Origin of the sequence: Pseudomonas sp. B35(2017), assembly GCF_002113645.1 — a bacterium.
GTDB classification, from domain to species: domain Bacteria; phylum Pseudomonadota; class Gammaproteobacteria; order Pseudomonadales; family Pseudomonadaceae; genus Aquipseudomonas; species Aquipseudomonas ekonensis.
On record NZ_NEIZ01000018.1, the window covers coordinates 21,554 to 42,841 of the forward strand.

At 65.7% G+C, this 21,288-nt stretch carries 24 protein-coding genes; 14 read left to right on the forward strand and 10 right to left on the reverse strand.

Going from position 1 to position 21,288, the window contains the following annotated elements; genetic code table 11:
- Window positions 1-26: 26 nt before the first annotated feature.
- Window positions 27-725, forward strand: coding sequence for a response regulator (locus CAG41_RS23195; protein ID WP_085578008.1), 699 nt, complete (start codon window positions 27-29; stop codon window positions 723-725).
- 222 nt (window positions 726-947) lie between these two features.
- Here CAG41_RS23195 and CAG41_RS23200 read toward each other — a convergent pair whose 3' ends face one another.
- Window positions 948-1,985 (reverse strand): patatin-like phospholipase family protein, encoded by a 1,038-nt coding sequence (locus CAG41_RS23200; protein WP_085578007.1) that lies wholly within the window; start codon window positions 1,983-1,985, stop codon window positions 948-950.
- Between the two features lie 216 nt (window positions 1,986-2,201).
- Here CAG41_RS23200 and CAG41_RS23205 point away from each other — a divergent pair, with 216 nt between their 5' ends.
- From CAG41_RS23205 to CAG41_RS23215, 3 genes are all read left to right on the forward strand, one after another.
- Window positions 2,202-2,480 (forward strand): hypothetical protein, encoded by a 279-nt coding sequence (locus CAG41_RS23205; protein WP_007950948.1) that lies wholly within the window; start codon window positions 2,202-2,204, stop codon window positions 2,478-2,480.
- A gap of 91 nt (window positions 2,481-2,571) precedes the next feature.
- Entirely contained in the window at window positions 2,572-3,330 is a 759-nt protein-coding gene (locus CAG41_RS23210; protein WP_085640484.1) for a CHAD domain-containing protein, read from the forward strand.
- A gap of 134 nt (window positions 3,331-3,464) precedes the next feature.
- The gene (locus CAG41_RS23215) at window positions 3,465-4,259 is read left to right on the forward strand and encodes an acyl-CoA thioesterase II (RefSeq protein WP_085578005.1); all 795 of its coding nucleotides are present in this window, start codon (window positions 3,465-3,467) and stop codon (window positions 4,257-4,259) included.
- 1 nt (window position 4,260) lies between these two features.
- Here CAG41_RS23215 and CAG41_RS23220 read toward each other — a convergent pair whose 3' ends face one another.
- The 3 genes from CAG41_RS23220 to CAG41_RS23230 all read right to left on the reverse strand — a co-directional run bounded on the left by CAG41_RS23220 (window position 4,261) and on the right by CAG41_RS23230 (window position 7,249).
- Window positions 4,261-4,626 carry a terminase gene (locus tag CAG41_RS23220; protein ID WP_085578004.1) on the reverse strand — a complete coding sequence of 122 codons (366 nt, stop codon included), beginning with the start codon at window positions 4,624-4,626 and terminating at the stop codon, window positions 4,261-4,263.
- Window positions 4,627-4,772: 146 nt separating this feature from the next.
- Window positions 4,773-6,254 carry a methyl-accepting chemotaxis protein gene (locus CAG41_RS23225; protein ID WP_085707520.1) on the reverse strand — a complete coding sequence of 494 codons (1,482 nt, stop codon included), beginning with the start codon at window positions 6,252-6,254 and terminating at the stop codon, window positions 4,773-4,775.
- 188 nt (window positions 6,255-6,442) lie between these two features.
- The gene (locus tag CAG41_RS23230; protein ID WP_085629804.1) at window positions 6,443-7,249 is read right to left on the reverse strand and encodes a TatD family hydrolase; all 807 of its coding nucleotides are present in this window, start codon (window positions 7,247-7,249) and stop codon (window positions 6,443-6,445) included.
- Between the two features lie 234 nt (window positions 7,250-7,483).
- Here CAG41_RS23230 and CAG41_RS23235 point away from each other — a divergent pair, with 234 nt between their 5' ends.
- The 3 genes from CAG41_RS23235 (at window position 7,484) to CAG41_RS23245 (ending at window position 10,006) form a co-directional block, all read left to right on the forward strand.
- Window positions 7,484-8,905 carry a transglycosylase SLT domain-containing protein gene (locus tag CAG41_RS23235; protein ID WP_085578001.1) on the forward strand — a complete coding sequence of 474 codons (1,422 nt, stop codon included), beginning with the start codon at window positions 7,484-7,486 and terminating at the stop codon, window positions 8,903-8,905.
- A gap of 111 nt (window positions 8,906-9,016) precedes the next feature.
- Window positions 9,017-9,451 carry a DoxX family protein gene (locus tag CAG41_RS23240; protein ID WP_085578000.1) on the forward strand — a complete coding sequence of 145 codons (435 nt, stop codon included), beginning with the start codon at window positions 9,017-9,019 and terminating at the stop codon, window positions 9,449-9,451.
- Window positions 9,452-9,697: 246 nt separating this feature from the next.
- Window positions 9,698-10,006: a hypothetical protein gene (locus CAG41_RS23245; protein WP_085629806.1), complete on the forward strand. Its 309-nt coding sequence runs from the start codon at window positions 9,698-9,700 to the stop codon at window positions 10,004-10,006.
- A 7-nt stretch (window positions 10,007-10,013) separates the two neighbouring features.
- Here the strand turns inward: CAG41_RS23245 and greB are convergent, their stop codons facing one another.
- From greB to CAG41_RS23260, 3 genes are read right to left on the reverse strand one after another with little or no spacing between them, the layout of a single operon-like run.
- On the reverse strand, window positions 10,014-10,511 hold the full coding sequence (greB, locus tag CAG41_RS23250) for a transcription elongation factor GreB (RefSeq protein ID WP_085629808.1): 498 nt from the start codon (window positions 10,509-10,511) through the stop codon (window positions 10,014-10,016).
- 34 nt (window positions 10,512-10,545) lie between these two features.
- Window positions 10,546-13,050 (reverse strand): ABC transporter permease, encoded by a 2,505-nt coding sequence (locus CAG41_RS23255; RefSeq protein WP_085629810.1) that lies wholly within the window; start codon window positions 13,048-13,050, stop codon window positions 10,546-10,548.
- Complete coding sequence (locus tag CAG41_RS23260) at window positions 13,050-13,733, reverse strand: ABC transporter ATP-binding protein (protein WP_085577996.1); 684 nt, start codon at window positions 13,731-13,733, stop codon at window positions 13,050-13,052. The genes CAG41_RS23255 and CAG41_RS23260 overlap by 1 nt, the downstream gene beginning before the upstream one ends.
- A 10-nt stretch (window positions 13,734-13,743) precedes the next feature.
- Between CAG41_RS23260 and CAG41_RS23265 the strand changes: the two genes are divergently transcribed.
- From CAG41_RS23265 to CAG41_RS23275, 3 genes are all read left to right on the forward strand, one after another.
- Window positions 13,744-14,349: an arylesterase gene (locus CAG41_RS23265; RefSeq protein ID WP_085577995.1), complete on the forward strand. Its 606-nt coding sequence runs from the start codon at window positions 13,744-13,746 to the stop codon at window positions 14,347-14,349.
- A gap of 57 nt (window positions 14,350-14,406) precedes the next feature.
- Complete coding sequence (locus CAG41_RS23270) at window positions 14,407-14,700, forward strand: hypothetical protein (RefSeq protein WP_085577994.1); 294 nt, start codon at window positions 14,407-14,409, stop codon at window positions 14,698-14,700.
- 223 nt (window positions 14,701-14,923) lie between these two features.
- Window positions 14,924-15,895: a L,D-transpeptidase family protein gene (locus CAG41_RS23275; RefSeq protein WP_085577993.1), complete on the forward strand. Its 972-nt coding sequence runs from the start codon at window positions 14,924-14,926 to the stop codon at window positions 15,893-15,895.
- A 123-nt stretch (window positions 15,896-16,018) separates the two neighbouring features.
- On the opposite strand, the gene oprI is transcribed toward CAG41_RS23275, so the two are convergent.
- Complete coding sequence (oprI, locus tag CAG41_RS23280; protein WP_011335311.1) at window positions 16,019-16,270, reverse strand: outer membrane lipoprotei OprI; 252 nt, start codon at window positions 16,268-16,270, stop codon at window positions 16,019-16,021.
- A 639-nt stretch (window positions 16,271-16,909) separates the two neighbouring features.
- On the opposite strand from oprI, the gene CAG41_RS23285 reads away from it, so the two are divergent.
- Entirely contained in the window at window positions 16,910-17,191 is a 282-nt protein-coding gene (locus CAG41_RS23285) for a GNAT family N-acetyltransferase (protein WP_085577992.1), read from the forward strand.
- A 63-nt stretch (window positions 17,192-17,254) separates the two neighbouring features.
- On the opposite strand, the gene CAG41_RS23290 is transcribed toward CAG41_RS23285, so the two are convergent.
- Window positions 17,255-18,331 (reverse strand): 3-deoxy-7-phosphoheptulonate synthase, encoded by a 1,077-nt coding sequence (locus tag CAG41_RS23290; RefSeq protein WP_085577991.1) that lies wholly within the window; start codon window positions 18,329-18,331, stop codon window positions 17,255-17,257.
- 174 nt (window positions 18,332-18,505) lie between these two features.
- Window positions 18,506-18,949 carry a PilZ domain-containing protein gene (locus CAG41_RS23295; protein WP_085577990.1) on the reverse strand — a complete coding sequence of 148 codons (444 nt, stop codon included), beginning with the start codon at window positions 18,947-18,949 and terminating at the stop codon, window positions 18,506-18,508.
- On the opposite strand from CAG41_RS23295, the gene CAG41_RS23300 reads away from it, so the two are divergent.
- From CAG41_RS23300 to CAG41_RS23310, 3 genes are read left to right on the forward strand one after another with little or no spacing between them, the layout of a single operon-like run.
- Window positions 18,948-19,334 carry a co-chaperone YbbN gene (locus CAG41_RS23300; RefSeq protein ID WP_085577989.1) on the forward strand — a complete coding sequence of 129 codons (387 nt, stop codon included), beginning with the start codon at window positions 18,948-18,950 and terminating at the stop codon, window positions 19,332-19,334. The genes CAG41_RS23295 and CAG41_RS23300 overlap by 2 nt on opposite strands.
- A complete protein-coding gene (locus CAG41_RS23305) occupies window positions 19,331-20,290 on the forward strand; it encodes a putative 2-dehydropantoate 2-reductase (protein ID WP_085707521.1) in 960 nt (319 codons plus the stop codon). Before CAG41_RS23300 ends, CAG41_RS23305 begins: the two co-directional genes overlap by 4 nt.
- Window positions 20,291-20,320: 30 nt before the next feature.
- Window positions 20,321-21,226 (forward strand): 5'-nucleotidase, encoded by a 906-nt coding sequence (locus CAG41_RS23310; RefSeq protein WP_085577987.1) that lies wholly within the window; start codon window positions 20,321-20,323, stop codon window positions 21,224-21,226.
- Window positions 21,227-21,288 lie beyond the last annotated feature (62 nt).

Consider the following 21,288-nt stretch of genomic DNA (forward strand, 5'->3'; position numbering starts at 1 on the left):
CCCAACTTTTGTGTTGACGTGAATCCATGAGCCAGACCGCGACCATTTTGGTCATCGACGACGAACCGCAGATCCGCAAGTTCCTGCGCATCAGCCTCGCTTCACAGGGCTACAAGGTGCTGGAGGCCGGCACCGGCACCGAAGGCCTCGCGCAGGCGGCGCTGAACAAGCCCGACCTCTTGGTGCTCGACCTCGGCCTGCCGGACATGGACGGCCAGCAAGTGCTACGCGAGTTCCGCGAATGGGCCACGGCGCCGGTGCTGGTGCTGTCGGTGCGCGCCAGCGAAGGGCAGAAGGTGCAGGCCCTGGACGGCGGCGCCAATGATTACGTGACCAAGCCGTTCGGCATCCAGGAGTTCCTCGCCCGGGTGCGGGCGCTGCTGCGTCAGGCGCCGGCGGGGGAGGCGCAGCAGGCCGCGCTGAACTTCGGCCCGCTGACCGTGGACCTGGCGTACCGCCGGGTCACGCTCGACGGCGCCGAAGTGGCCCTGACCCGCAAGGAGTACGCGGTGCTGGCGCAACTGGCGCGGCATCCGGGACGGGTGATCACCCAGCAGCAGTTGCTCAAGGACATCTGGGGCCCGACCCACACCGAAGACAGCCACTACCTGCGCATCGTGGTCGGGCACCTGCGCCAGAAACTGGCGGACGACCCGACCCGGCCGCGGTTCATCGTCACCGAGGCGGGGGTGGGGTATCGGTTGTTGGGCGAGACCAGCCTGTAGGCCTGTGCCGAATGGGCCGGCTCTGGCTCCCACAGAGGATTCGTTTGTGGCGCCAGTCCCTTGTGGGAGCCAGCCTGCTGGCGATGGCGTCAACCCGGGCACCAGAGCCAGGGCAAGTACTGTTGTTCTCACAGGCTTCGGCCGAAGCGCAGTGGTGGTGAACGACCGCAGCCCCTGTGGGAGCAGGCTTGCCGCGGTGAGGCTCTGTCAGCCATGTGTTCCTCAAGGCAGCTCGCTTTCGTACCGGTCCAGCGTATCCCGCGCGATCTCCTGCCCCAGCGCGATCAGTTCCGGCGCCTTGTAGAACTCGAAGAACCGGCACACCCGCTTCGGCACGTTGATCAGCACGTCCGGCGGATACCCGGCGATCTTGTACTGGGCCAACGAGGTCTGCATCACTTCGAAGCTCTGGTTGATCAGATCCAGCAACGACGCCGGCCCCACGTTATCGATGATGAACGAGCCGGTGGCCGACTTCGGCGCGCCGTCGCGCTCGGGGGCGGCGGCCGGTTGCTGGGTCTCGGGTTCGGCGCCTTCGACCCACGGGTTGATCTCCGCCGCCTCGGCCCGCAGCGCTTCCTGCTCCAACAGCAACAGCTGTTCGGCCTGCTTGCGCCGGAACGGCATCTTCGAGCCCAGCGAGCTGATCAGGCTGTCGAAGCGGGTGCGGAACGCGGCGGGGCGCTGGATCACCGGCAGCTTGTAGTGGCGTTGGTTGGTGGCGTTGAGGTTGACGGCGATGATCAGGTCGCAGTGGCTGGACACCACCGGCACGATCGGCAACGGGTTGAGGATGCCGCCGTCCACCAGCATCCGGTTGCCCTGCATCACCGGGGTGAACAGGCTCGGGATCGCCGCCGAGGCGCGCATCGCCTGATGCAGGCAGCCTTCCTGGAACCAGATCTCCTGCTGGTTGGTGAGGTCGGCGGCCACCGCCGTGTAGGGGATGCGCAGGTCTTCGATGTTGATTTCGCCGACGATCTTGCGGATCTGGCCGAAGACCTTTTCGCCGCGGATCGCGCCGAGGCGGAAACTGACGTCCACCAGCCGCAGCACGTCCAGGTAGTCCAGGCTCTCGATCCAGTTGCGGTACTCGTCCAGCTTGCCGGACGCGTAGATCCCGCCGACCACTGCCCCCATCGAACACCCGGCGACGCAGGCGATCTCGTAGCCGCGCCGTTCGATTTCCTCGATGACGCCGATATGGGCATACCCCCGGGCGCCCCCGGAGCCCAGCACCAGTGCGACACGCTTTTTCATCGGACTTCCTCCCCTCACGCCTGCACAATGCACCCATCCGGGGGCGGGCTTCAATCGGTCGGGTCGCGCGGGGCGCGGGGGTGTCGTTTTTTCGATGCCGGATGACCCTTCGCGGCTATCTTTAAAGTATTGCCCTTCACCGGTGGCCCAAGGCACTTTTGCGCCGTCGAACCGTCTTACCTGCACGACTGTTGACCTATCTCTGAGGTGTGAGTGATGAAAGCCTGGATCTGTGTACCCCTGATGGCGCTGGCGTTGGCCGGCTGCGCGGGCAAGACGGCCTACCGCGACAGCTGCGGCAGCCAGCTCGACGCGGCGTGGCACGAGCTGGACCTGGCCAAGGCCGAAGGGTTCGCCGGGACGGTGAGCTATTCCAAGGCCCTGTCGCTGCTGACCGCCGCCAAGACCCAGCAGCAGTTCGAAGGGTTCGAGGGCTGCACCAAGAAAGCCGAGAAGGCGCGTTTCTACATTCGCGAGTCCCGTGCGGGGCGATAGAAGCGGCCATCAGCGCTAAGCTTCAAGCGGCAAGCTTGTACGGCTTGTCGCTTGAGGCTTCCCACTTGGCGCTGTTTACGGAGTGATCCCCATGATTGACCGGTTGGTGGCCCATGTCCTGGGTCTGGAAGTGCGGCTGCTGGCTTGTCAGGCACGCCTGGCGGCGCGTACCGACCCGGAGGCGCTGCACGACCTGCGCACCACCGTGCGCCGCTTGCGCAGCCTGTTGAGGCCGTTGCGCGGGCTGCCGGGTGTCGAGCAACTGGAAGGGGCGGCCGCCGCCGTCGGGCAGTTGACCACGCCATGGCGTGACCGCGAGGTGTTGGCGGCCTATTTGCTCAAGCATGGCCGGCCGGAGGCGGCCCATCGGCGCCTGGCGCAGATGGCCGAAGCGTATCCGGCGCTGGCGGCGAGTGCGGAGCTGGCGTCGCTGCTGATGATCCTCGACGCCTTTCCCCGTTTCCTGCGCGCCTCCCAGCGTCAAGGCTTGCTCAAGGGCCTGGACACGCGCATCGGCAAGCGCCTGCGCAAGCAGTGGAAGAACCTTGACGAGGCGCTGCACGACCCGGCCCACGACCGCCATCGCCTGCGCCTGTTGATCAAGCGCGTGCGCTACGGCATCGAGGCCTACCCCGAGCTGGATCGCCTGCCCGCATCGGCGATGAAGCATCTGAAATCCGCGCAGGGCGCTTTGGGCGACTGGCACGATTGCTGGCAATGGCTGGCCAGGGCCGAGCAGGAAGCGGATCTGCTGCCCTGCGTCCCGACCTGGCAGGCGACCATGGCCGAGGCCGAGGTTAAGGCCGACCGTGTCCTCGACAAGCTCAGCGAAGCCTGCTTCAAGTCCTGAACGTTCCCCTGCAGGAGCCAGCCCTGCAGCCCCGTACGGCCTTTCTGTCAGTCGATTTGACCGGAATAGACGCTGCGGCGCTCTGCTTGGCTGGTTAAGATCCCGGCTTTGACTCTTTCGTACCTGAGGTTCCCATGCGCTTTTGCGATCTGCTCGATGCTGTCCGCCGTCAACCGGAGCTGTCGGTTCCGGCCGAATGGGGGCAGGGCCGGGCCAGCTTCGGCGGCCTGGTGGCGGCGCTGCAATATGAAGTGATGCGCGCCGAGGTGCCGGTGGAGCGTCCCGTGCGCTCGTTGGCGATCACCTTTGTCGGTCCGGTGGAGCCTGAAGTGCCGGTGAGCTTCGAGGTCGAGGTGCTGCGCGAGGGCAAGGCGGTCAGCCAAGTGCTGGGCCGCGCGACGCAGAACGGCCAGGTGGTGACCCTGATGCAGGGCAGCTTCGGCGGCTCGCGCACGTCGGAAGTGGCGGTCGACGCTCAGCCGGCGCCGCAGATGAAGCACTGGGACGACTGCCAGGAACTGCCCTACATCAAAGGCGTCACGCCGGAGTTCATGCGCCATCTGGCGATGCGCTGGAGCGTGGGCGGCATGCCGTTCACCGGCAACAAGTCACGCGACATGGGCGGCTGGGTGCGCTTGCGCGGCGATGTCCCTGAAGAGCCGGTCAACGAATCGCACCTGCTGGCGCTGGTCGATGCCTGGCCGCCTGCGCTGCTGCCGTTCCTGAGCAAGCCGGCGCCGGGCAGCACCCTGACCTGGACGGTGGAGTTCGTGCAGCCGCTGCGGGATTTGACCACGCTGGACTGGTGCAAGTACCTGGCCCAGATCGAGTATGCCGCCGACGGCTACGGGCATGTGGCGGCCAAGCTGTGGAGCGCCGAAGGGGAATTGATCGCGATGAGCCGCCAGACGGTGACGATCTTCGCCTGACTCAATGCCGGCGGTGGCGCTCACGCCAGGCGCGCCACCAGCCGCCGCTGAGGAAGAAGCGCGGGAAGGTCAGGAACTGCTCGACCAACAGGCGCGATACGGCATCCTTGCGGTCACTGAACGGCTCGGACGCTTGCGCCTCCAGGCTGTGGCCGTGGCGCTGCAGGGCCAGCGCCGCCACGATGCCGATCACGCCGATGGCGACGCTCGCCAGGCTCAGGCTGAACACCCCCGACACGATGAGCAGAAACGCGACGATGAACAGCGGCACGGCGATCAGGTGCAGCACCAGGTTGGTCGGGTGCTGATGGTTGTGCGGGTACGCGCGCCATTGCCAGGCGGGAAGGTTGGGGTGACGTTTGCCCATGTCTGCGGCTCCTTGTGCCATGTTCGGTGCATGGCTGAAGGATAGGCCCGGGCCGGGAGGGCGGCGAATCAAGGTTGGCTATTGAAGCGATAGGCGTCATGGCCGGATTCGATGTCGCCCGGACTGACGCCTTCGCGATGATTCCCCTACAGCTTCAGTTGCCCGATGGCCTTGCTGAGTTCGCCGGCCAGGGTCGCCAGCTCGTTGCTGGTGGTCGCCGAATCCACGGTCTGCTGCACGGTGTCTTCGGTCACGTCGCGGATGCTCACCACCGCACGGTTCATCTCTTCGGCCACCTGGCTCTGCTGTTCCGCCGCCACTGCGATCTGCGTGTTGCTCTCGCGCATCTGCGCCACGGCGCCGGTGATTTCCGCCAGCGCTTCGCCGGCTTCCTGGGCCTGCTGCACGCAGTCGTCGGCCTTGTACGAACTCTCCTGCATGAAGTCCACCGCATCGCGGGTGCCGGCCTGCAGCGCCGAGACCATGGTGGTGATCTCGTCGGTGGAGGTCTGCACGCGCTTGGCCAGGTTGCGCACCTCGTCGGCGACCACCGCGAACCCGCGCCCCATCTCGCCGGCCCGGGCCGCTTCGATGGCGGCGTTGAGGGCCAGCAGGTTGGTCTGTTCGGCGATGCTGTGGATCACGCTGACCACGCCGTTGATCTTCTGGCTGTCCTCGGCCAGGCGCTGGATCATTTCCGCGGTCTGCTGCACGCCGCTGGACAGCCCGGCGATCGACTGCTGCACCCGGCTCACCACCTGCTGGCCGCTGCCGGCCAGGCCGTCGGCGGTCTGCGACAGATCGCGGGTGGCGCCGGCGTGCTGGGCGATGTGGTGGACGGTGGCGGTCATCTCATTGATGGCCGTGGCGGCCTGGTCGGTTTCGCTCTGCTGGCCGAGCATGCCGTGGCGCACCTCGTTCATGCTCGACGCCAGGCGCGCCGCGCCGACGTCCAGTTGCCGCGCGGTGTTGGCGACCGTGGTCACCACCCGCTGGTAGCCGGCCTGCATGGCGTTGAAGGCGTTGGCCATTTGGCCGACCTCATCCTTGCACGCCAGCGGCACCCGGGCGCTCAAGTCGCCGGTCTTTTCGACGTGCAGCATCACGTCCTTCAGCGTGTTGAGTTGGCTCAGCAGGAAGCGGATCAGCAGTTGCGAAGCGCCGAGCATCGCCAGCATCAGGATGAACACCGCCACCGCATAGTTGGCGAACCGCTCGCTGAACACCTGGCTCATGCTCGGGCCGTAGGCGATGACCGCGACCTGCTGGCCATCGGGGCGGCCGAACACTTCGGCGCCCATCAGCGGGTTTTCGCCGAACAGCGGCAGATGGTTGATCTCGACCCAGCCGTTGCCGTCGGTGATCTCCAGTAACGGTTGATCGTTGAGGCGAGGGGCTTCGCCGCGTTTGAACGTCAGCACCTGATCGGTCTTGGGCAGCGCTTGCCCGGCCGGCCAGGCCTTGAGCAATTGCGCCTGCGCCTGCGCGCAGGCCTGGGCAGCATGGCTGCGGGACTGCTGTTCCAACTGCACGGCGTACAGCACCAGCAGCAGGGTGGTGACGAAGGCGACCGCGTTGACCGCCCAGAATTTGTATTTCAGCGAGATATTGCTAAGCCAGGCACCCATGGAGGTCTTCTCTGATAGCGGAAACAGTTTTGGCAAGGTGCCAGCATTGTGCCGGTATCGTGGGCGCGGAATCTTGATGTGCATCAAGGCCTGATGCTGTTCGAGCGCTGTAGGCACCCGCCTGCTGGCGATGGCGGCGGGGCAGGGTCAAGGGCGATCGCCGGGGCAGGCTGGCGCCTACAGGGGTGTCAGGGCAGGGTGGGCAGGCCGTAGAACGCCCGGGCGCAGGCGGTGGTGTGGGCCGCCAGGTCAGCCTCGGTTTCGCCGCGGTGCAGGGCGACTTCGCGCAGCACTTCGGTGAGGTAGGCCGGTTCGTTGCGCCCGTTCTTGGGCTTGGGCCGCAGGCTGCGCGGCAACAGGTACGGCGCATCGCTTTCGAGCATCAGGCGACCGCGCTTGATCTCCTTCACCAGCGGGTGCAGGTGGGTGCCGCGGCGTTCGTCGCAGATCCAGCCGGTGATGCCGATGTGCAGATCCAGGTCGAGGTATCCAAACAGCGCCTTCTGCTCCCCGGTGAAGCAATGCACCACGGCGGCGGGCAAGCGGTCGCGGAAGTCGCGCAGGATGTCCAGCAGGCGTTGGCTGGCGTCCCGCTCGTGGAGGAACACCGGCAATTGCAGCTCGGCGGCCAGGGCCAGATGCTCTTCGAGCACCTTTTCCTGCTGCGGGCGCGGGGAAAAGTCGCGGTTGAAGTCCAGCCCGCATTCGCCTACGGCCACCACGCCCGGCTCCTTCAGCAGGGCTTGCAGGCGTCTGGCGCTGTCGGCGTTCCAGTCGCTCGCCGAGTGCGGGTGGATGCCGGCGGTGGCGAACAGCCGTTGCCCGCTCTCGTCCAGTTGCCGGCACAGTTCCAGCGCCTGTTCGCTGCCCTCGACGCTGGTGCCGGTCAGCACCAGTTGGCAGACGCCGGCGGCGTAGGCGCGGTCGAGCACGGCCTGGTGTTTGTCGGCGAAACTGGGGTTGGTCAGGTTGACGCCGATGTCGATGAGTTGCATGGTGCTTCCTCGGGCCGAAGGCCGGAAAGCATATCAGAGCCGTAGATTTATAAGAAAAGCCAAGAACTACAACACGTTATGGCTGTCTGTTGAGGCCGCGGGACAGGTTGGGCTGGCAGCAATGCCATCGCTGTGCCAGTCTTTCGCACTTTGCCAGCGCTTCAGGCGCTCTGTTTTCGTCGGTGTTCTTTGCTCGTTTCCGGGTGAAGGCGCCCTGTTCTTTCCGGAGAGTGGATGGTTCGTCCCTCGGTGTTGCTCCTGCTGTGCGGATCGTTGCTGCTGCCGATGACGGCTGCCGCGCGCCTGCCCGGCCCGTTGCAGGCCGTGCCGGCCGCCAAGGTGCGCGACCTGGCCGAGATCCGCGGCAGCCGCGTGCTGCGGGTGCTGGTCAACCAGAGCCGCAACAGCTCCGGCGAAGTGCAGGGCCAGGCCATCGGCGTCGAGTATCACCGCCTGCGCGCCTTCGAGCAGTACCTCAACGGCCACGCCCGTGACGGTCAGGAGATCAGCCTCAAGATCATTCCCAAGGCCAAGGATCAATTGCTCGGCGCGTTGCAGCGGGGCGAGGGCGACCTGGTGGCGCCGGGGGAACTGCTGGACCTGCAGCCCGGCCACGCGGTCGCCAGCAGCGAGCCGATCGCCAGCAACGTGCCGCTGGTGCTGGTGGGCATCAAGGGCGAGCGGCGCTACACCAAGGTCGAGCAACTGGCCGGCAAGACCCTGGCCCTGCCCACCGGCAGCGCGGCGGGGGAGGCGGTCGATCGGCTCAACCAGAAACTGGCGCTGCACAAGCTGGCGCCGATCAAGATCGAATGGGTCGACCCGACCCTGGCGGTCGAGGATGTGCTGGAAATGGTGCAGGGCGGCATCTTCCACCTGACCATCGTCGAGCAGCCCATCGCCGAGCGCTGGGGCAAGATCCTGCCCAAGCTGCGTTTCGACAAGCAGTTGATGATCAGCGAACCGGGTGAGGAATACTGGTTCGTGCGCCGCGACGCGTCGATGCTGCGGGCGAGCATCGACCGATTCCTGACCGGCTACAAGAAGCCGGCCAACGAAGACGCAGCGTTCCTGCGCATCTACCGCCGTCTCTATCAAGTCCACTATCCCTTGGCCAAGGCCGATCGCCAGCGCCTGGAAAGCCTGCGCCCGACCCTGCAGAAGCACGCCGAAGCGCAGAACATGGACTGGCTGAACCTGGCGGCGCTGGCGTTCAAGGAGTCGGCGCTGCAACCCGGCGCGCGGGGCGGCGGCGGGCCCACCGGTCTGATGCAGATCACACCGTCGGCCGCGCAGCGGGTCGGCGTGGGCAATATCCAGAATCTCGATGGGAATGTGCAGGCCGGGGCCAAGTACCTGGCGATGATCCGCCGCAAGTTCTTCAACAGCCCCAAGCTCAACGAGCGCGAGCGCATGGCGTTCACCCTGGCCGCCTACAACATCGGCCCCGAGCGCGTGCAGGGCATGCGGGCCGAGGCGCGGCGACGGGGCCTGAACCCCAACCAGTGGTTCTTCCAGGTCGAGCGCATCGCCATGGAGCAGGTGGGAATGGGGGCCGTCAGCTATGTTAATAGCGTGAACAAGTACTACTTGGCGTTCGACCGGGAGCGCGAGTCGCTGGAGCCCCGGGGACAGAAAGTCGTCTCACGCAAATGATCTAATAAATTGATTGTTATGGCGGAATTTTTGCGCTTTTAACATAAATTTTTCTGATTAATATAGCGGCCAACCACACACACTTTCCCCAAGAAGTTAAGGAACGCAAACATGAGCTCTCTGATCAACAAAGTACTGTTCACCCGCGCCGGCTACGGCCTGACCGTTCTGCGCATCGCCGTCGGCGTGATCTTCGCCGCCCACGGCGCACAGAAACTCTTCGGCCTGTTCGGCGGCTACGGCCTGGCCGGCACCGCACAGTACATGGAAAGCATCGGCCTGACGCCGGGCTACCTGATGGCGACGCTGGCCGGCGGCACCGAGTTCTTCGCCGGCCTGGCCCTGATCATCGGCCTGCTGGTGCGTCCGGCGGCGCTGGGCCTGACCTTCCTGTCGCTGGTGGCGATCTTCACCGTGCACATCGGCAACGGCCTGTTCATGGCCAACAACGGCTACGAGTTCGCCCTGGCTCTGCTCGGCGGCAGCATCGCGGTCCTGATCGAAGGGGCCGGCAAACTGTCGGTGGATCGCGCCATCGCCGGCTGACCGCTCTGGAACACGGCAAAAGGCCCGCATTGCGCGGGCCTTTTTTGTTGCGGCCGATTCTTGACACTCGACAGCCGCGTTCTCTAGGATGCCGCTCATGCGCCGATTTAAACAGCTACTTGCGGGGCGCCAGGTGACTCATCCAGTCGCCGTCAGAAGCCGGTCCGGCTTCGAAATACCGCTAAAGCGCTGGTTCGGTGTTGCCTCTCACCTGCCATGCAGACTTTTGAGGCAGAGACACGACACATGAATGCACTTCGCCCTCCAGCACGTCCTGCGCCGATCACGGCACACATCACCCAGCGCAATCCAAAGATCCTGCTTGGCGGCAAGCATCAGCCGACGCTGCTGCGCTACCTCGATGGCTGGCCACGCCGCAGCGGCGGCCCTGCCGCGTTCCTCATCCAGTTTGTCGAAGACGGCGAGTCGCTGGCGCGTTTTGCCGACGACAGTTTCGATCTGGCGGTGATTCAGGCGCCGGGCCGCGACGAGGCGCCGGAGATGATCCGGCACCTGACCCGTGTGGCACGGCAAGGGCTGATCGCCCGACGTTGAGCCCCCTTCAGGGATACTCGATGGCGACGATGTACACGAACTGCTCGCCGGTCGGCGTCTGCACCCGCACTTCCGCGTCCAGCGCCTTGCCGACGAGGGCTCGGGCCAGGGGCGAGTCGATGCTGATCAGGCCCAGCTTCAGGTCCAGTTCATCGGGCCCGACGATGCGGTAGCGCGACTGCTTGCCGTCTTCGTCCTCGATGGTGACCCAGGCGCCGAAGTAGACCTTGTTCGGGTCGCTGGGCTTTTCGCTGACGACCTTCAGCGCCTCCAGGCGCTTTGTCAGGAACCGCACCCGGCTGTCGATTTCGCGCAGCATCTTTTTGCCGTAGGTGTACTCGGCGTTTTCCGAGCGGTCGCCCTGGGCTGCCGCTTCGCTCACCGCCTGCGTCACCTGCGGACGGCGCACGTGCCACAGCTCATGGAATTCGGCGCGCATCCGCGCTTCGCCTTCGGGGGTGATCAGGGCGGTGCCGGCGGTGCGGGGAGGGCGGTAACGGCTCATGTCGATGTCTTGTGGTGAAGAGGGCTGGAGTCTATCAACCCTCGCGCAGCACTGTCAGCGGGCTTGAGTTGAGGGCCCTGCGCGTGCCGAACACACCGGCGGCGCCGATCAACGCCGCGCCGATCAGCGGCAGCACCAGCAGCCAGGGGTGCGGGTGCCACGGCAGGTCGAAGGCGTAGCGGTACAGCACCAGGCTCACCACCTCTGAGCCGATGGCGGCCAGCAGGCCGCTGACCGCGCCGAGCAGGCCGAACTCGATCCGCCGCGCCTTGACCAGCACCTGCCGCTGCGCACCGAGCGCACGCAGCAGCGCGCCCTGGCGGATGCGCTCGTCCAGGGTGGCCTGCAAACCGGAAAACAGCACGGCCATCCCGGCGGCCAGCACGAACAACAGCACATACTCCACCGCCAGGGTGACCTGGGCGAGGATGCTGCGCAGCTGTTCGAGCAGGGCTTCGACCTGCAGGATGGTCACCGCCGGGAAGGCCCGCGACAGTTCGACGATCTGCAGGTCGTGGCCGGGCGCCAGATAGAAGCTGGTCAGGTAGGTCGCCGGCAGGTCCTTCAGGGTGCCGGGCTGGAAGATCATGAAGAAGTTCGGCTGGAAGTTGTCCCAGTTGATCTCCCGCAGGCTGGTGACCCTGGCCTCGCGGTTGACCCCGCCGACGCTGAACGCCATGAGGTCGCCGAGCTTGAGCTTCAGGCTTTCGGCGACCTTGCCTTCCACCGAGACGCCCGGGACACCGTCCGCAGGCTGCCCGCTCCACCAGGCGCCGGCGGTGATCCGGTTGCCCGCCGGCAGGTCGGCGGCCCAGGTCAGGCTCAGGTCGCGCTGGACGGCGCGGTCGCCGGCCGAGTCCTTGCTGACGATCTGCTGCACCGGTTCGCCGTTGATGCTGATCAGCCGCCCCGGCACCACCGGATACAGGGGCGCCGCTTGGGCCGATACGTTGATCAGGTGATCGGCGAAGGCTTGCTTGTCCGCCGGCAGGATGTTCAGGGCGAAGTAGTTGGGTGCGTTCTTCGGCAACTGGTTCTGCCAGGTGTCGAGCAGTTCGCCGCGCAGCAAGGCAATCAGCGCCATGGACAGCAGGATCAGGCCGAAGGCCAGCGCCTGGCCGGCGGCCGCCAGCGGATGGCGCAGCAACTGGCCCAGCCCCAGGCGCCACGGCAGCGGTGCGCGGGCCAGCAGTCGACGCAGGCTCTGCAGCAGCGACAGCAGCAGGCCGCCCAGCACCAAGGCGGCGACCACGCCCCCACCCAGCAGGGCGAAGGTCAGGAGCAGATCCAGGCTCAGGCGCCACATGATCAGGCCGAGCGCACCCAGCGCCGCACCGTAGACCATCCAGGCGCTCGACGGGATCGGCAGCATGTCCCGGCGCAGCACCCGCAGCGGCGGCACGCGGCCCAGCGCGGCGAGCGGCGGCAAGGCGAAACCGGCCAGCGCCACCAGCCCGGTGCCGATCCCGGCCAGGGCCGGCAGCAAGGTGCCCGCCGGCACGTCGGCCGGCAGCAGGTCGTGCAGCAACGCGAACAGGCCCAACTGCGCCAGCCAGCCGAGCAACGCGCCGCCGAGGCTGGCGAGCAGGCCAAGCACCAGCAGTTGCAGGCTGAACAGCACCAGGGTTTCCCGGCGCGACAGGCCGAGGCAGCGCAGCAGGGCGCTGGCGTCGAAGCGGCGGCTGGCGAAGCGGTTCGCCGACAGCGCCACCGCGACGCCCGCCAGCAGCACCGCCACCAGGCTGGCCATGTTCAGGTAGCGCTCGGCCTTGCCCAGCGCGCCGCCGATCTGCCGGTTGCCGTCGCGGGCGTCCTGGATGCGCTGGTTGGCGGCCAGTCCGGGTTTGATCAGTTGCCGGTAAGTCTCCAGCGCCTGGGGCTGGCCGCGCCACAGTTCGCGGTAGCTCACCCGGCTGCCGGGCTGCACCACGCCGGTGGCGGCCAGGTCCTCGAGGTTGATCAGCACCCGCGGCGTCAGGCTGTAGAAATTGCCGGCGCGGTCGGGCTCGTAGGTCAGCACCCGGGTCAGCTTCAGGGTCTTTTGGCCGACATCGATGCTGTCGCCGATCTTCAGGTCAAGTGCCGTCAGCAGGCGCGCCTCGACCCAGGCCTCGCCGGGCAGCGGCTCGCCGCCCGCTTCTTCGGCAGCGAAAGGGGCGGCTGCGCTCTTCAGTTCGCCCCGCAGGGGGTAGGCGCGGTCGACGGCCTTGATGCTCGACAGTTGAATGCCGTTGTCGGTGGCGATGACGCTGGAGAACTCCACCGCTTGCGCGTGGTCCAGGTGCAGTTCGGCGCCGCTGCGGATCTGTTCCGGGCGAGCCGGCGAGCTGCCTTCGAGCACGAGGTCCGCGCCGAGGAACTCGGTGGCGCGCAGCATCATCGCGCCGTTGAGGCGCGCACCGAAATAGCCGATGGCGGTGCTGGCCGCCACCGCCACCAGCAAGGCGAAGAACAGTACCCGCAGTTCGCCTGCGCGGGCATCGCGCAGCAATTGACGCAGGGCAAGGCTGAACAGGCGCAGCAGCGGCAGGTGTGCCATCAAGGCTCCAGGGGGGCGACCAGTTCGCCGGCTTCAAGGCGGATCAGGCGCCGGCAGCGGTGGGCCAGGCGTTCGTCGTGGGTCACCAGCACCAGGGTGGTGCCGCGCTCCTGGTTCAGTTCGAACAGCAGGTCGCTGATGCGTTGGCCGGTGTGACTGTCGAGGTTGCCGGTGGGTTCGTCGGCGAACAGCACATCCGGCTCGGCGGCGAAGGCCCGGGCGATCGCCACACGCTGTTGTTCGCCGCCGGAGAGCTGGCGCGGCGAGTGGGTCAGGCGCTGGCCGAGGCCGACCCGCTGCAGCAGTTCGGTGGCCCGGCTGCGGGCGTCCTTGCGGCCGTCGAGCTCCAGCGGCAGCATGACGTTCTCCACGGCGTTGAGGCTGTCGAGCAGTTGGAACGACTGAAAGACGAACCCCACGTGCTCGGCGCGGATGCGCGCGCGCTGGTCTTCGTCCAGGTTGCTCAGGCCCTGGCCGGCGAGGGTGACTTCGCCGCTGCTGGGCAGGTCGAGCCCGGCGAGCAGGCCGAGCAGGGTGGACTTGCCGGAGCCGGACGCGCCGACGATGGCCAGGCTGTCGCCCTTGGCCAGTTCCAGGCTGAGCGGGTGCAGGATGGTCAGTTCGCCTTCCGCCCCGGAAACCACTTTGCTAAGGTTCTTCGCGGTGAGAATGCTTGCGCCCATGGAGAATCCGATGCGTGTTTGGTTTTTGAGTGCCGGCCTGGCCGTGATGTGCATGGCCCAGAACGCCGTGGCGGGCACCGTCCTGATCGTCGGCGATAGTATCAGCGCCGCTTTCGGGCTGGATACCCGGTCGGGGTGGGTGTCGTTGCTTGAGCAGCGCCTCAGGCACGAGGGTTTTGACGATAAAGTGATCAACGCCTCCATCAGCGGCGACACCAGCGCAGGTGGCCAGGCGCGCCTGCCGGCGCTGCTTTCGGAGCACAAGCCGGATCTGGTGATCCTTGAGCTCGGGGGCAACGACGGCCTGCGCGGAATGCCTCCGGCGCAATTGCAACAAAATCTTGCTTCGATGATCGACAGCGCCCGCCGGAGCGGTGCGAAGGTGCTGTTGCTCGGCATGCAACTGCCGCCCAATTACGGCAAGCGCTACACCGATGCCTTCGCAAAGGTGTACGGCAACCTGGCCGCGGAAAAAAGCATCCCGCTGGTGCCGTTCTTCCTCGACGGGGTGGGCGGGCATCCTGACCTGATGCAGGCCGACGGTCTGCACCCGGCCGCCGGGGCCCAGGGGCGGTTGCTGGAAAATGTGTGGCCGGCGCTGAAACCGCTGTTGTGAGGCTTTTCTAGCGGCAGGCTTTCGGCTAATGTGGCGCCCCCCTAATTGGAGCCCCCGATGCCGCGCCCTGCCTGGTCCCTGTTTGCCTACCAACTGATCGAGCCTGACGAACAGCTGGATCTGTTCGCCTGCCAGGAAGTGCGGGTGCATCTGGTGGCCCGTCAGCTGGAACTCGGCGGCTCGGTGGACCGGACGCTCTGCGGCGGCCTGTTGCCGGCGCAGCCGCGCTGGTCGAGCGTGGATCGCCGGGTGTTTCAGGACCAGCGCCTGTGTTCCCTGTGCCGGGCGATCCTGGAGTCTCAGAAGCGCGGCACCTCGCCGATCTGGCCCGAACTGCGCTTCGAACTCTAGGTCGCCTGCGGCGAGGACGCTGGCTCCCGCTCGGCGACGAAACCTGCGCAAGTCCACGTGAACGCGATTTCATGGTCGCGCCGGCCGCCACCGATCAAGGCCTACCGCGCCGTCCGGCGCGAGCAGGCGCTGTCGCCGCAGGTCTAGCCTCTCCCCGAATTCCGCGGGCGCGGTGTACAATCGCGCTCTTGTACCCTTGTCGATCATGCGAAGGATTCTCCGGATGTTGCCGCGTCTTCCTGCCGTCACCCGCTGCCTGTCTCTTGCCGCCCTGTGCGCGGCTGGCCCCGTTGCCGCACTGGAATTTCCCCTGCCACCGCCCGGTGAGGACATCATCGGCCAGGTGCAGGTGATCAAGGCCAAGTACGAGGACACCTTCGCCGACCTGGGCACCACCTACGACCTGGGCTACTCGGAAATGGTCGCGGCCAACCCGGGCATCGACGCCTGGCTGCCGGGCGCCGGCACCGAGGTGATCCTGCCGACCCGCTTCATCCTGCCGCCGGGCCCGCGCGAAGGCATCGTCATCAACCTGGCCGAGTACCGCCTCTACTACTACCCGAAAGGCCGCAACGTGGTGTACACCTTCCCGTTGGGCATCGGCCGCGAGGGCTGGGGATCGCCGATCGCCCATACCACCATCACCGCCAAGACGCCGAACCCGACCTGGACGCCGCCGGCCTCGATCAAGGCCGAACACGCCGCCGACGGCGATCCGCTGCCGAACGTGGTGCCGGCAGGCCCCGACAACCCGTTGGGCCCGTTCAAGTTCACCCTCGGCACACCGGGCTACCTGATCCACGGTTCGAACAAGAAGTTCGGCATCGGCATGCGCACCAGCCACGGCTGCTTCCGCATGTTCAACAACAACGTGCTGGAAATGGCCGGCATGGTGCCGGTCGGCACGTCCGTGCGGATTATCAACGACCCGTACAAGTTCGGCCGCAGCGGCGGCAAGGTCTACCTCGAGGCGCACACGCCGCTGGACGACAAGGGCAACCCGTCGGTGGTCGACAAGCACACGGCGGTGATCAACGCGATGCTCAAGCGTGAGGACATCACCAACAACCTGCGCATGAACTGGGACGTGGTGCGTGACGTGGTGGCGGCCGAAGACGGCCTGCCAGTCGAGATTGCCGTGCCGAACACCTCGGCGCCGATGGTCTCCAGCGCCCCGATCGACCTTCAGCAGTAGGCCTGATGACGAAACCCGCCGGCGCGTGACGCGCCGGCGGGTTTTTTGTTGCCTGCAGAAAGCGGCGGGCACAAAAAAGCCGACCCAAAAATGGGTCGGCTTGATAACAATCCCGAAGGACTATTACTTGCGGCTAGCTTTTTCCAGCATGCGCAGAGCACGCTCGTTAGCTTCGTCAGCAGTCTGTTGTGCTTTTTGAGCAGCAGCCAGAGCTTCATCAGCTTTGCGGTAAGCTTCGTCTGCACGAGCTTGGGCGCGAGCAGCTGCGTCTTCAGTAGCGGTCAGACGTGCTTCGGTTTCTTTCGATGCGCTGCTGCAACCGGTAGCCAGAACTGCGGCCAGAGCCAGAGCAGAGAATTTCAGAACGTTGTTCATCGTGTTCCCCTTCAAGGACTTTCAATTAAGTGGCTGTCTCCTCCGATTGAGGAAATAGCCGGCGTACATACTACCCGTTACTTGTAGTAAGTAAACTGACGTAGTGCAAGAAGCAAAAAAAATTGTAGGCGCTGATTCTTTTTCGAGCAACTTTTAACTGGCCTGTATAAAAAATGTCCAGCTGTAAGCCCCGTGATGAGCGAGTCAATGAGAAAAAGTTCCCGTTAGGCAATGCTGTTTTGCCGTCGTTGGCCAATGTCCGTCTATATGGATTCGTCCACACTTTCATTGCGATTTTGTGCGGTGCTTCGCCTATCTTTGGCCGTGTAGAGGTGACTTAAAAAGACGGGGCTCGTCTTACGTCTCAACATCCGGCAATGTTCAGGCGTGCGGAGCGGGGGCAAGCGTCGCCCGCACCGCGCCCGGCGTCCACCGGAGCCGCCGTCGCCGGCGTGCATGTTGACGAGTGTGCCTTGAGCATTTGGCCCATTGGTGCCTACTATTCGTCACGTGCCAGGTTGCGCGAGATCGGTGCGGCTCTTCTCGGTGTCCATCAGGCACGGGGTGGCGTAGATGTTCCTTCGCCGGGAAAACATCGGTAAGGTAGGGGTCATATTCAAAGACCCGCGAGGAGTAGTGATGAGCGAGGCGTTGTCCATCCACCATGACCAGGCTGGTCATCAGTTCGAGACCAATGTGGACGGTCATCGTGCCTACCTGACCTATATGGATCTGGGGAAACAGACCCTGGACATCTACCGCACCTTCGTGCCCAACGCCTTGCGTGGCCGAGGCATCGCGGCGGCACTGACCGAACGGGCGCTGCAGTACGCCGACGAAATGGGCTACACGGTGATTCCTTCGTGCTCCTACGTCGAGCGCTACATGGAGCGCCATCAGAAGCGCACCGCCAAGATCTGAACGTCATCCATAAAAAAAACGCCGGGCTCAGCCCGGCGTTTTTTTATGCCCGCGATAAAGCTGTCAGGTGCGCTGACGCTTGGGCAGCACGTCCTTGAGTTTGGCGTGCATGCTGCGCAGGGTGTTTTCGGTGGCGGTCCAGTCGATGCAGGCGTCGGTGATCGACACGCCGTACTGCAGGTCGGCGAGGTCTTTCGGGATCGCCTGGCAACCCCAGTTCAGGTGGCTTTCGACCATCAGGCCGATGATCGACTGGTTGCCTTCCAGGATCTGGTTGGCGACGTTCTCCATCACCAGCGGTTGCAGCGCCGGATCCTTGTTGGAGTTGGCGTGGCTGCAGTCGACCATGATGTTCGGCTTGATCTTCGCCTTGGTCAGCGCCTGTTCGCACAGTGCGACGCTGACCGAATCGTAGTTCGGCTTGCCGTTGCCGCCGCGCAGCACCACGTGACCGTAGGCGTTGCCCTTGGTGGTGACGATCGACACGCCGCCTTCCTGGTTGATGCCCAGGAAACGGTGCGGGCTGGAGACCGACTGCAAGGCGTTGATCGCCACGGTCAGGCCGCCGTCGGTGCCGTTCTTGAAGCCGACGGCCGAGGACAGGCCGGAAGCCATTTCGCGGTGGGTCTGGGATTCGGTGGTGCGCGCGCCGATGGCCGACCAGCTGATCAGGTCCTGCAGGTACTGCGGGGAGATCGGGTCGAGGGCTTCGGTGGCGGTCGGCAGGCCTTTCTCGGCCAGGTCCAGCAGCAGTTGGCGACCGATGTGCAGGCCGTCCTGGATCTTGAACGAGTCGTCCAGGTAAGGGTCGTTGATCAGGCCTTTCCAGCCGACGGTGGTGCGTGGCTTCTCGAAGTACACGCGCATGACCAGGTACAGCGTGTCGGAGACTTCCGCCGCCAGCACCTTCAGGCGCTCGGCGTATTCGTGGGCGGCCTTGACGTCATGGATCGAGCACGGGCCGATCACGACGAACAGGCGGTGGTCGGTGCCGTCCAGGATGTTGCGGATGACTTCGCGACCCTTGGTGACGGTGCGCAGGGCAGCGTCGCTCAGGGGGATATCGCGCTTGAGCTGATCGGGAGTGATCAGGGTCTCGTTGGAGGCGACGTTAAGGTCGTTGATCGGTAAATCAGCCATCGTTTACTCGTCAGGTCACGGGTGCCGTCCGCCAGCGATCCCCGCGCGGCGGAGCACAGCGGAATTGAGCGCGTCGGGGAGCGGAACCTTAGCGCGTTAGGCGCCTGCTCGACAATGGGAAAGTAACTGTTCAGGGGGGCTTTCGCGCCGGGGCGACGGGGCCCCGGAAGCCGTTCAATCCAGAACGGGGTGGGCAAAGGCCTTGCGGACGGTGTCGTGGGAGAACTCGTCGGCGTGCTGCGCGACCCATTGCAGCGCCAGCGCCTGGATGTCCTGCAGGTCGTCGTGGGCCTCGTTGAGGCGGCAGTAGCGTTCGATCTGGCACACTTGCTCGCCCATCCGCGCGCTGAACAGCGTCTGTTCGTCCGTGAAGGCGATGCCCACCAGATAGCCCTTCTTGCGCCGCAGGCACCAGGCGACGTAGCCCGGATAGCAGATGTCGGCGTTGAGGGTCGGCATGCGCACCTGCAGCGCCGTGCCGTGGCGCCATGCACGATGGTAATTGCAAGCGATGCCGCCGAGGCTGATAGTGTTCAGCCGTTGCCGCGAAATGCATTCAGGTGTGAGCAACGTCAGTTCAACGGGCACATCGTCCGGATGAGGAATGAAACGTCCCATGAGCACAGACTCCCTGTGTCGGCCATTTGACATTGTTTCCCCCAGTATAGTGGTCGAATCGCAACTGACCGATTTCGACGCCGACCAACGGCTGCTGGCGATGAGCGGCGTTTCCCTGGTGATCTTCACCAGCGCGGGCTGTGCCTCGTGCCGGTATGCCCGCCAGACGCTGCCGACGCTGAAGCTTGCGGTCGATCGCTTGTGCTGGATCGACGCCGGCGACAACGGCGGGCTCGTCGAGCGTTATCAGGTCTTTCATTTGCCGGCGCTGTTTGTGGTGCGCGACGGCGAGTTCTTTGGTGCTGTGCACACGCGCCTGAGCGCCGGCGAGCTGAATGCCGCCGTGGCCGGGGCGCTGGAGCGAATTGCAGAGGAGTTGCCATGACGGGGACAGTGAACAACAGGCCGGCGGTGGGGATCATCGGTACCGGCGCGATCGGCGGGTTCTACGGATTGATGCTGGCGAGGGCCGGGTTCGATGTGCACTTTCTGTTGCGCAGCGAGTTCAGCGCCGTGGCCGAGCGCGGCTTGCGGGTGGACAGTGCGGTGCACGGCGCGCTGACGCTCGACCCGGTGCAGGCCTACGCAAAAGCCGACGACATGCCGCCGTGCGACTGGCTGCTGGTCGGGGCCAAGACCACCGGCACCGCCGACCTGGCGCCGGCGATCGTGCGGGCGGCGAAGCCCGGCGCCAAGGTGCTGTTGCTGCAGAACGGCCTGGACGTCGAGGACAGCCTGCGGGCGTTGCTGCCCGATTCGCTGCACCTGCTCGGCGGCCTGTGCCTGATCTGCGTCCACCGCGAGGGGCTGGGGCAGATCACCCATCAGGCGCTGGGGGCGGTGAACGTCGGCTACCACAGCGGCCCGGCGCCGGACGGCGCGGCGCGGATGGCGATCGTCGAGGAGGGCGCCGGGCTGTTCCGCGCCGCCGGCATCGACTCCCAGGCGATGCCCGACCTGCAGCAGGCACGCTGGCAGAAGCTGGTCTGGAACATTCCCTACAACGGTCTGTCCGTGCTGCTGGGGGCGAGCACCACCCCATTGATGGCCGACGCCGACAGCCGCGCGCTGATCCAGGCGCTGATGGCCGAAGTGGTGCAGGGCGCCAAGGCCTGCGGCCATGACATGCCGCCGGGCTATGCCGACTATCTGTTCATGATGACCGAGAAAATGCCGGACTATTGGCCGAGCATGCATCATGATTTCCTGCACAAGCGGCCGCTGGAACTGGAGGCGATCTACGCCCGGCCATTGGCGGCGGCCAAGGCGGCGGGGTGCGAGCTGCCGCGGATCGAGGCGTTGCACCGAACCTTGGGGTTCATCGACCGACGCAACAGGTGAGAGCGTTTTTCATGCACGGCGAGGGAAGGCATGGCAAAGAACATCGATGACAAACTGGTGCTGGCGATTTCGTCCCGCGCCCTGTTCGACCTGAGCGAAAGCCACAAGGTCTATGAGTCGAGCGGCGTCGAAGCCTACCGGCAATACCAGATCGAGCATGAGGACGAGATCCTCGCGCCGGGCGATGCCTTCCCGCTGGTCGAAAAGCTGCTGAGCCTCAACGCCCGTCTCGGGCGGGCGCGGGTCGAGGTGATCCTGGTGTCGCGCAACAGCGCCGACACCGGCCTTCGGGTGTTCAACTCGATCGGCCATTACGGCCTGGCGATTTCCCGGGCCGCGTTCGTCGGCGGGCGCAGCCCTTATCCGTACCTGAAGGCGTTCGGCTGCGACCTGTTTCTCTCCACCCACGCCGAGGACGTGCGGGCCGCGCTGGACGCAGGGTTCGCCGCGGCGACCATCCTGTCCGGCGGCGCCGGCCGTGCGGCCAGCGACGAACTGCGCATCGCCTTCGACGGTGACGCGGTGCTGTTTTCCGACGAGTCGGAGCGCATCTATCAGTCCGGCGGGCTGGAGGCGTTTCAGGCCAAGGAGCGCGAGTCGGCGCGCGAGCCGCTGCGCGGAGGGCCGTTCAAGGGGTTTCTGGCGGCGCTCAACGTGCTGCAGCGTGAGTTCCCGGAGGACGATTGCCCGATCCGAACCGCGCTGGTGACGGCCCGTTCGGCGCCGGCCCACGAGCGGGTGATCCGCACCCTGCGCGAGTGGGACATCCGCCTGGACGAGTCGCTGTTCCTCGGCGGTCTGACCAAGGCGGCGTTCCTCGAAGCGTTTGCCGCCGACGTGTTCTTCGACGACCAGGCCGGGCACTGCGAACTGGCGCGGGAAGTGGTCGCCACCGGTCACGTGCCCCATGGCGTGAGCAACGAACCTTCGCTCTGAAGCCCGCGTGGCACAAGACGTTGCACCGCCCGCCGCTGTCGCCAAGGCACTGCTAAGCTGAA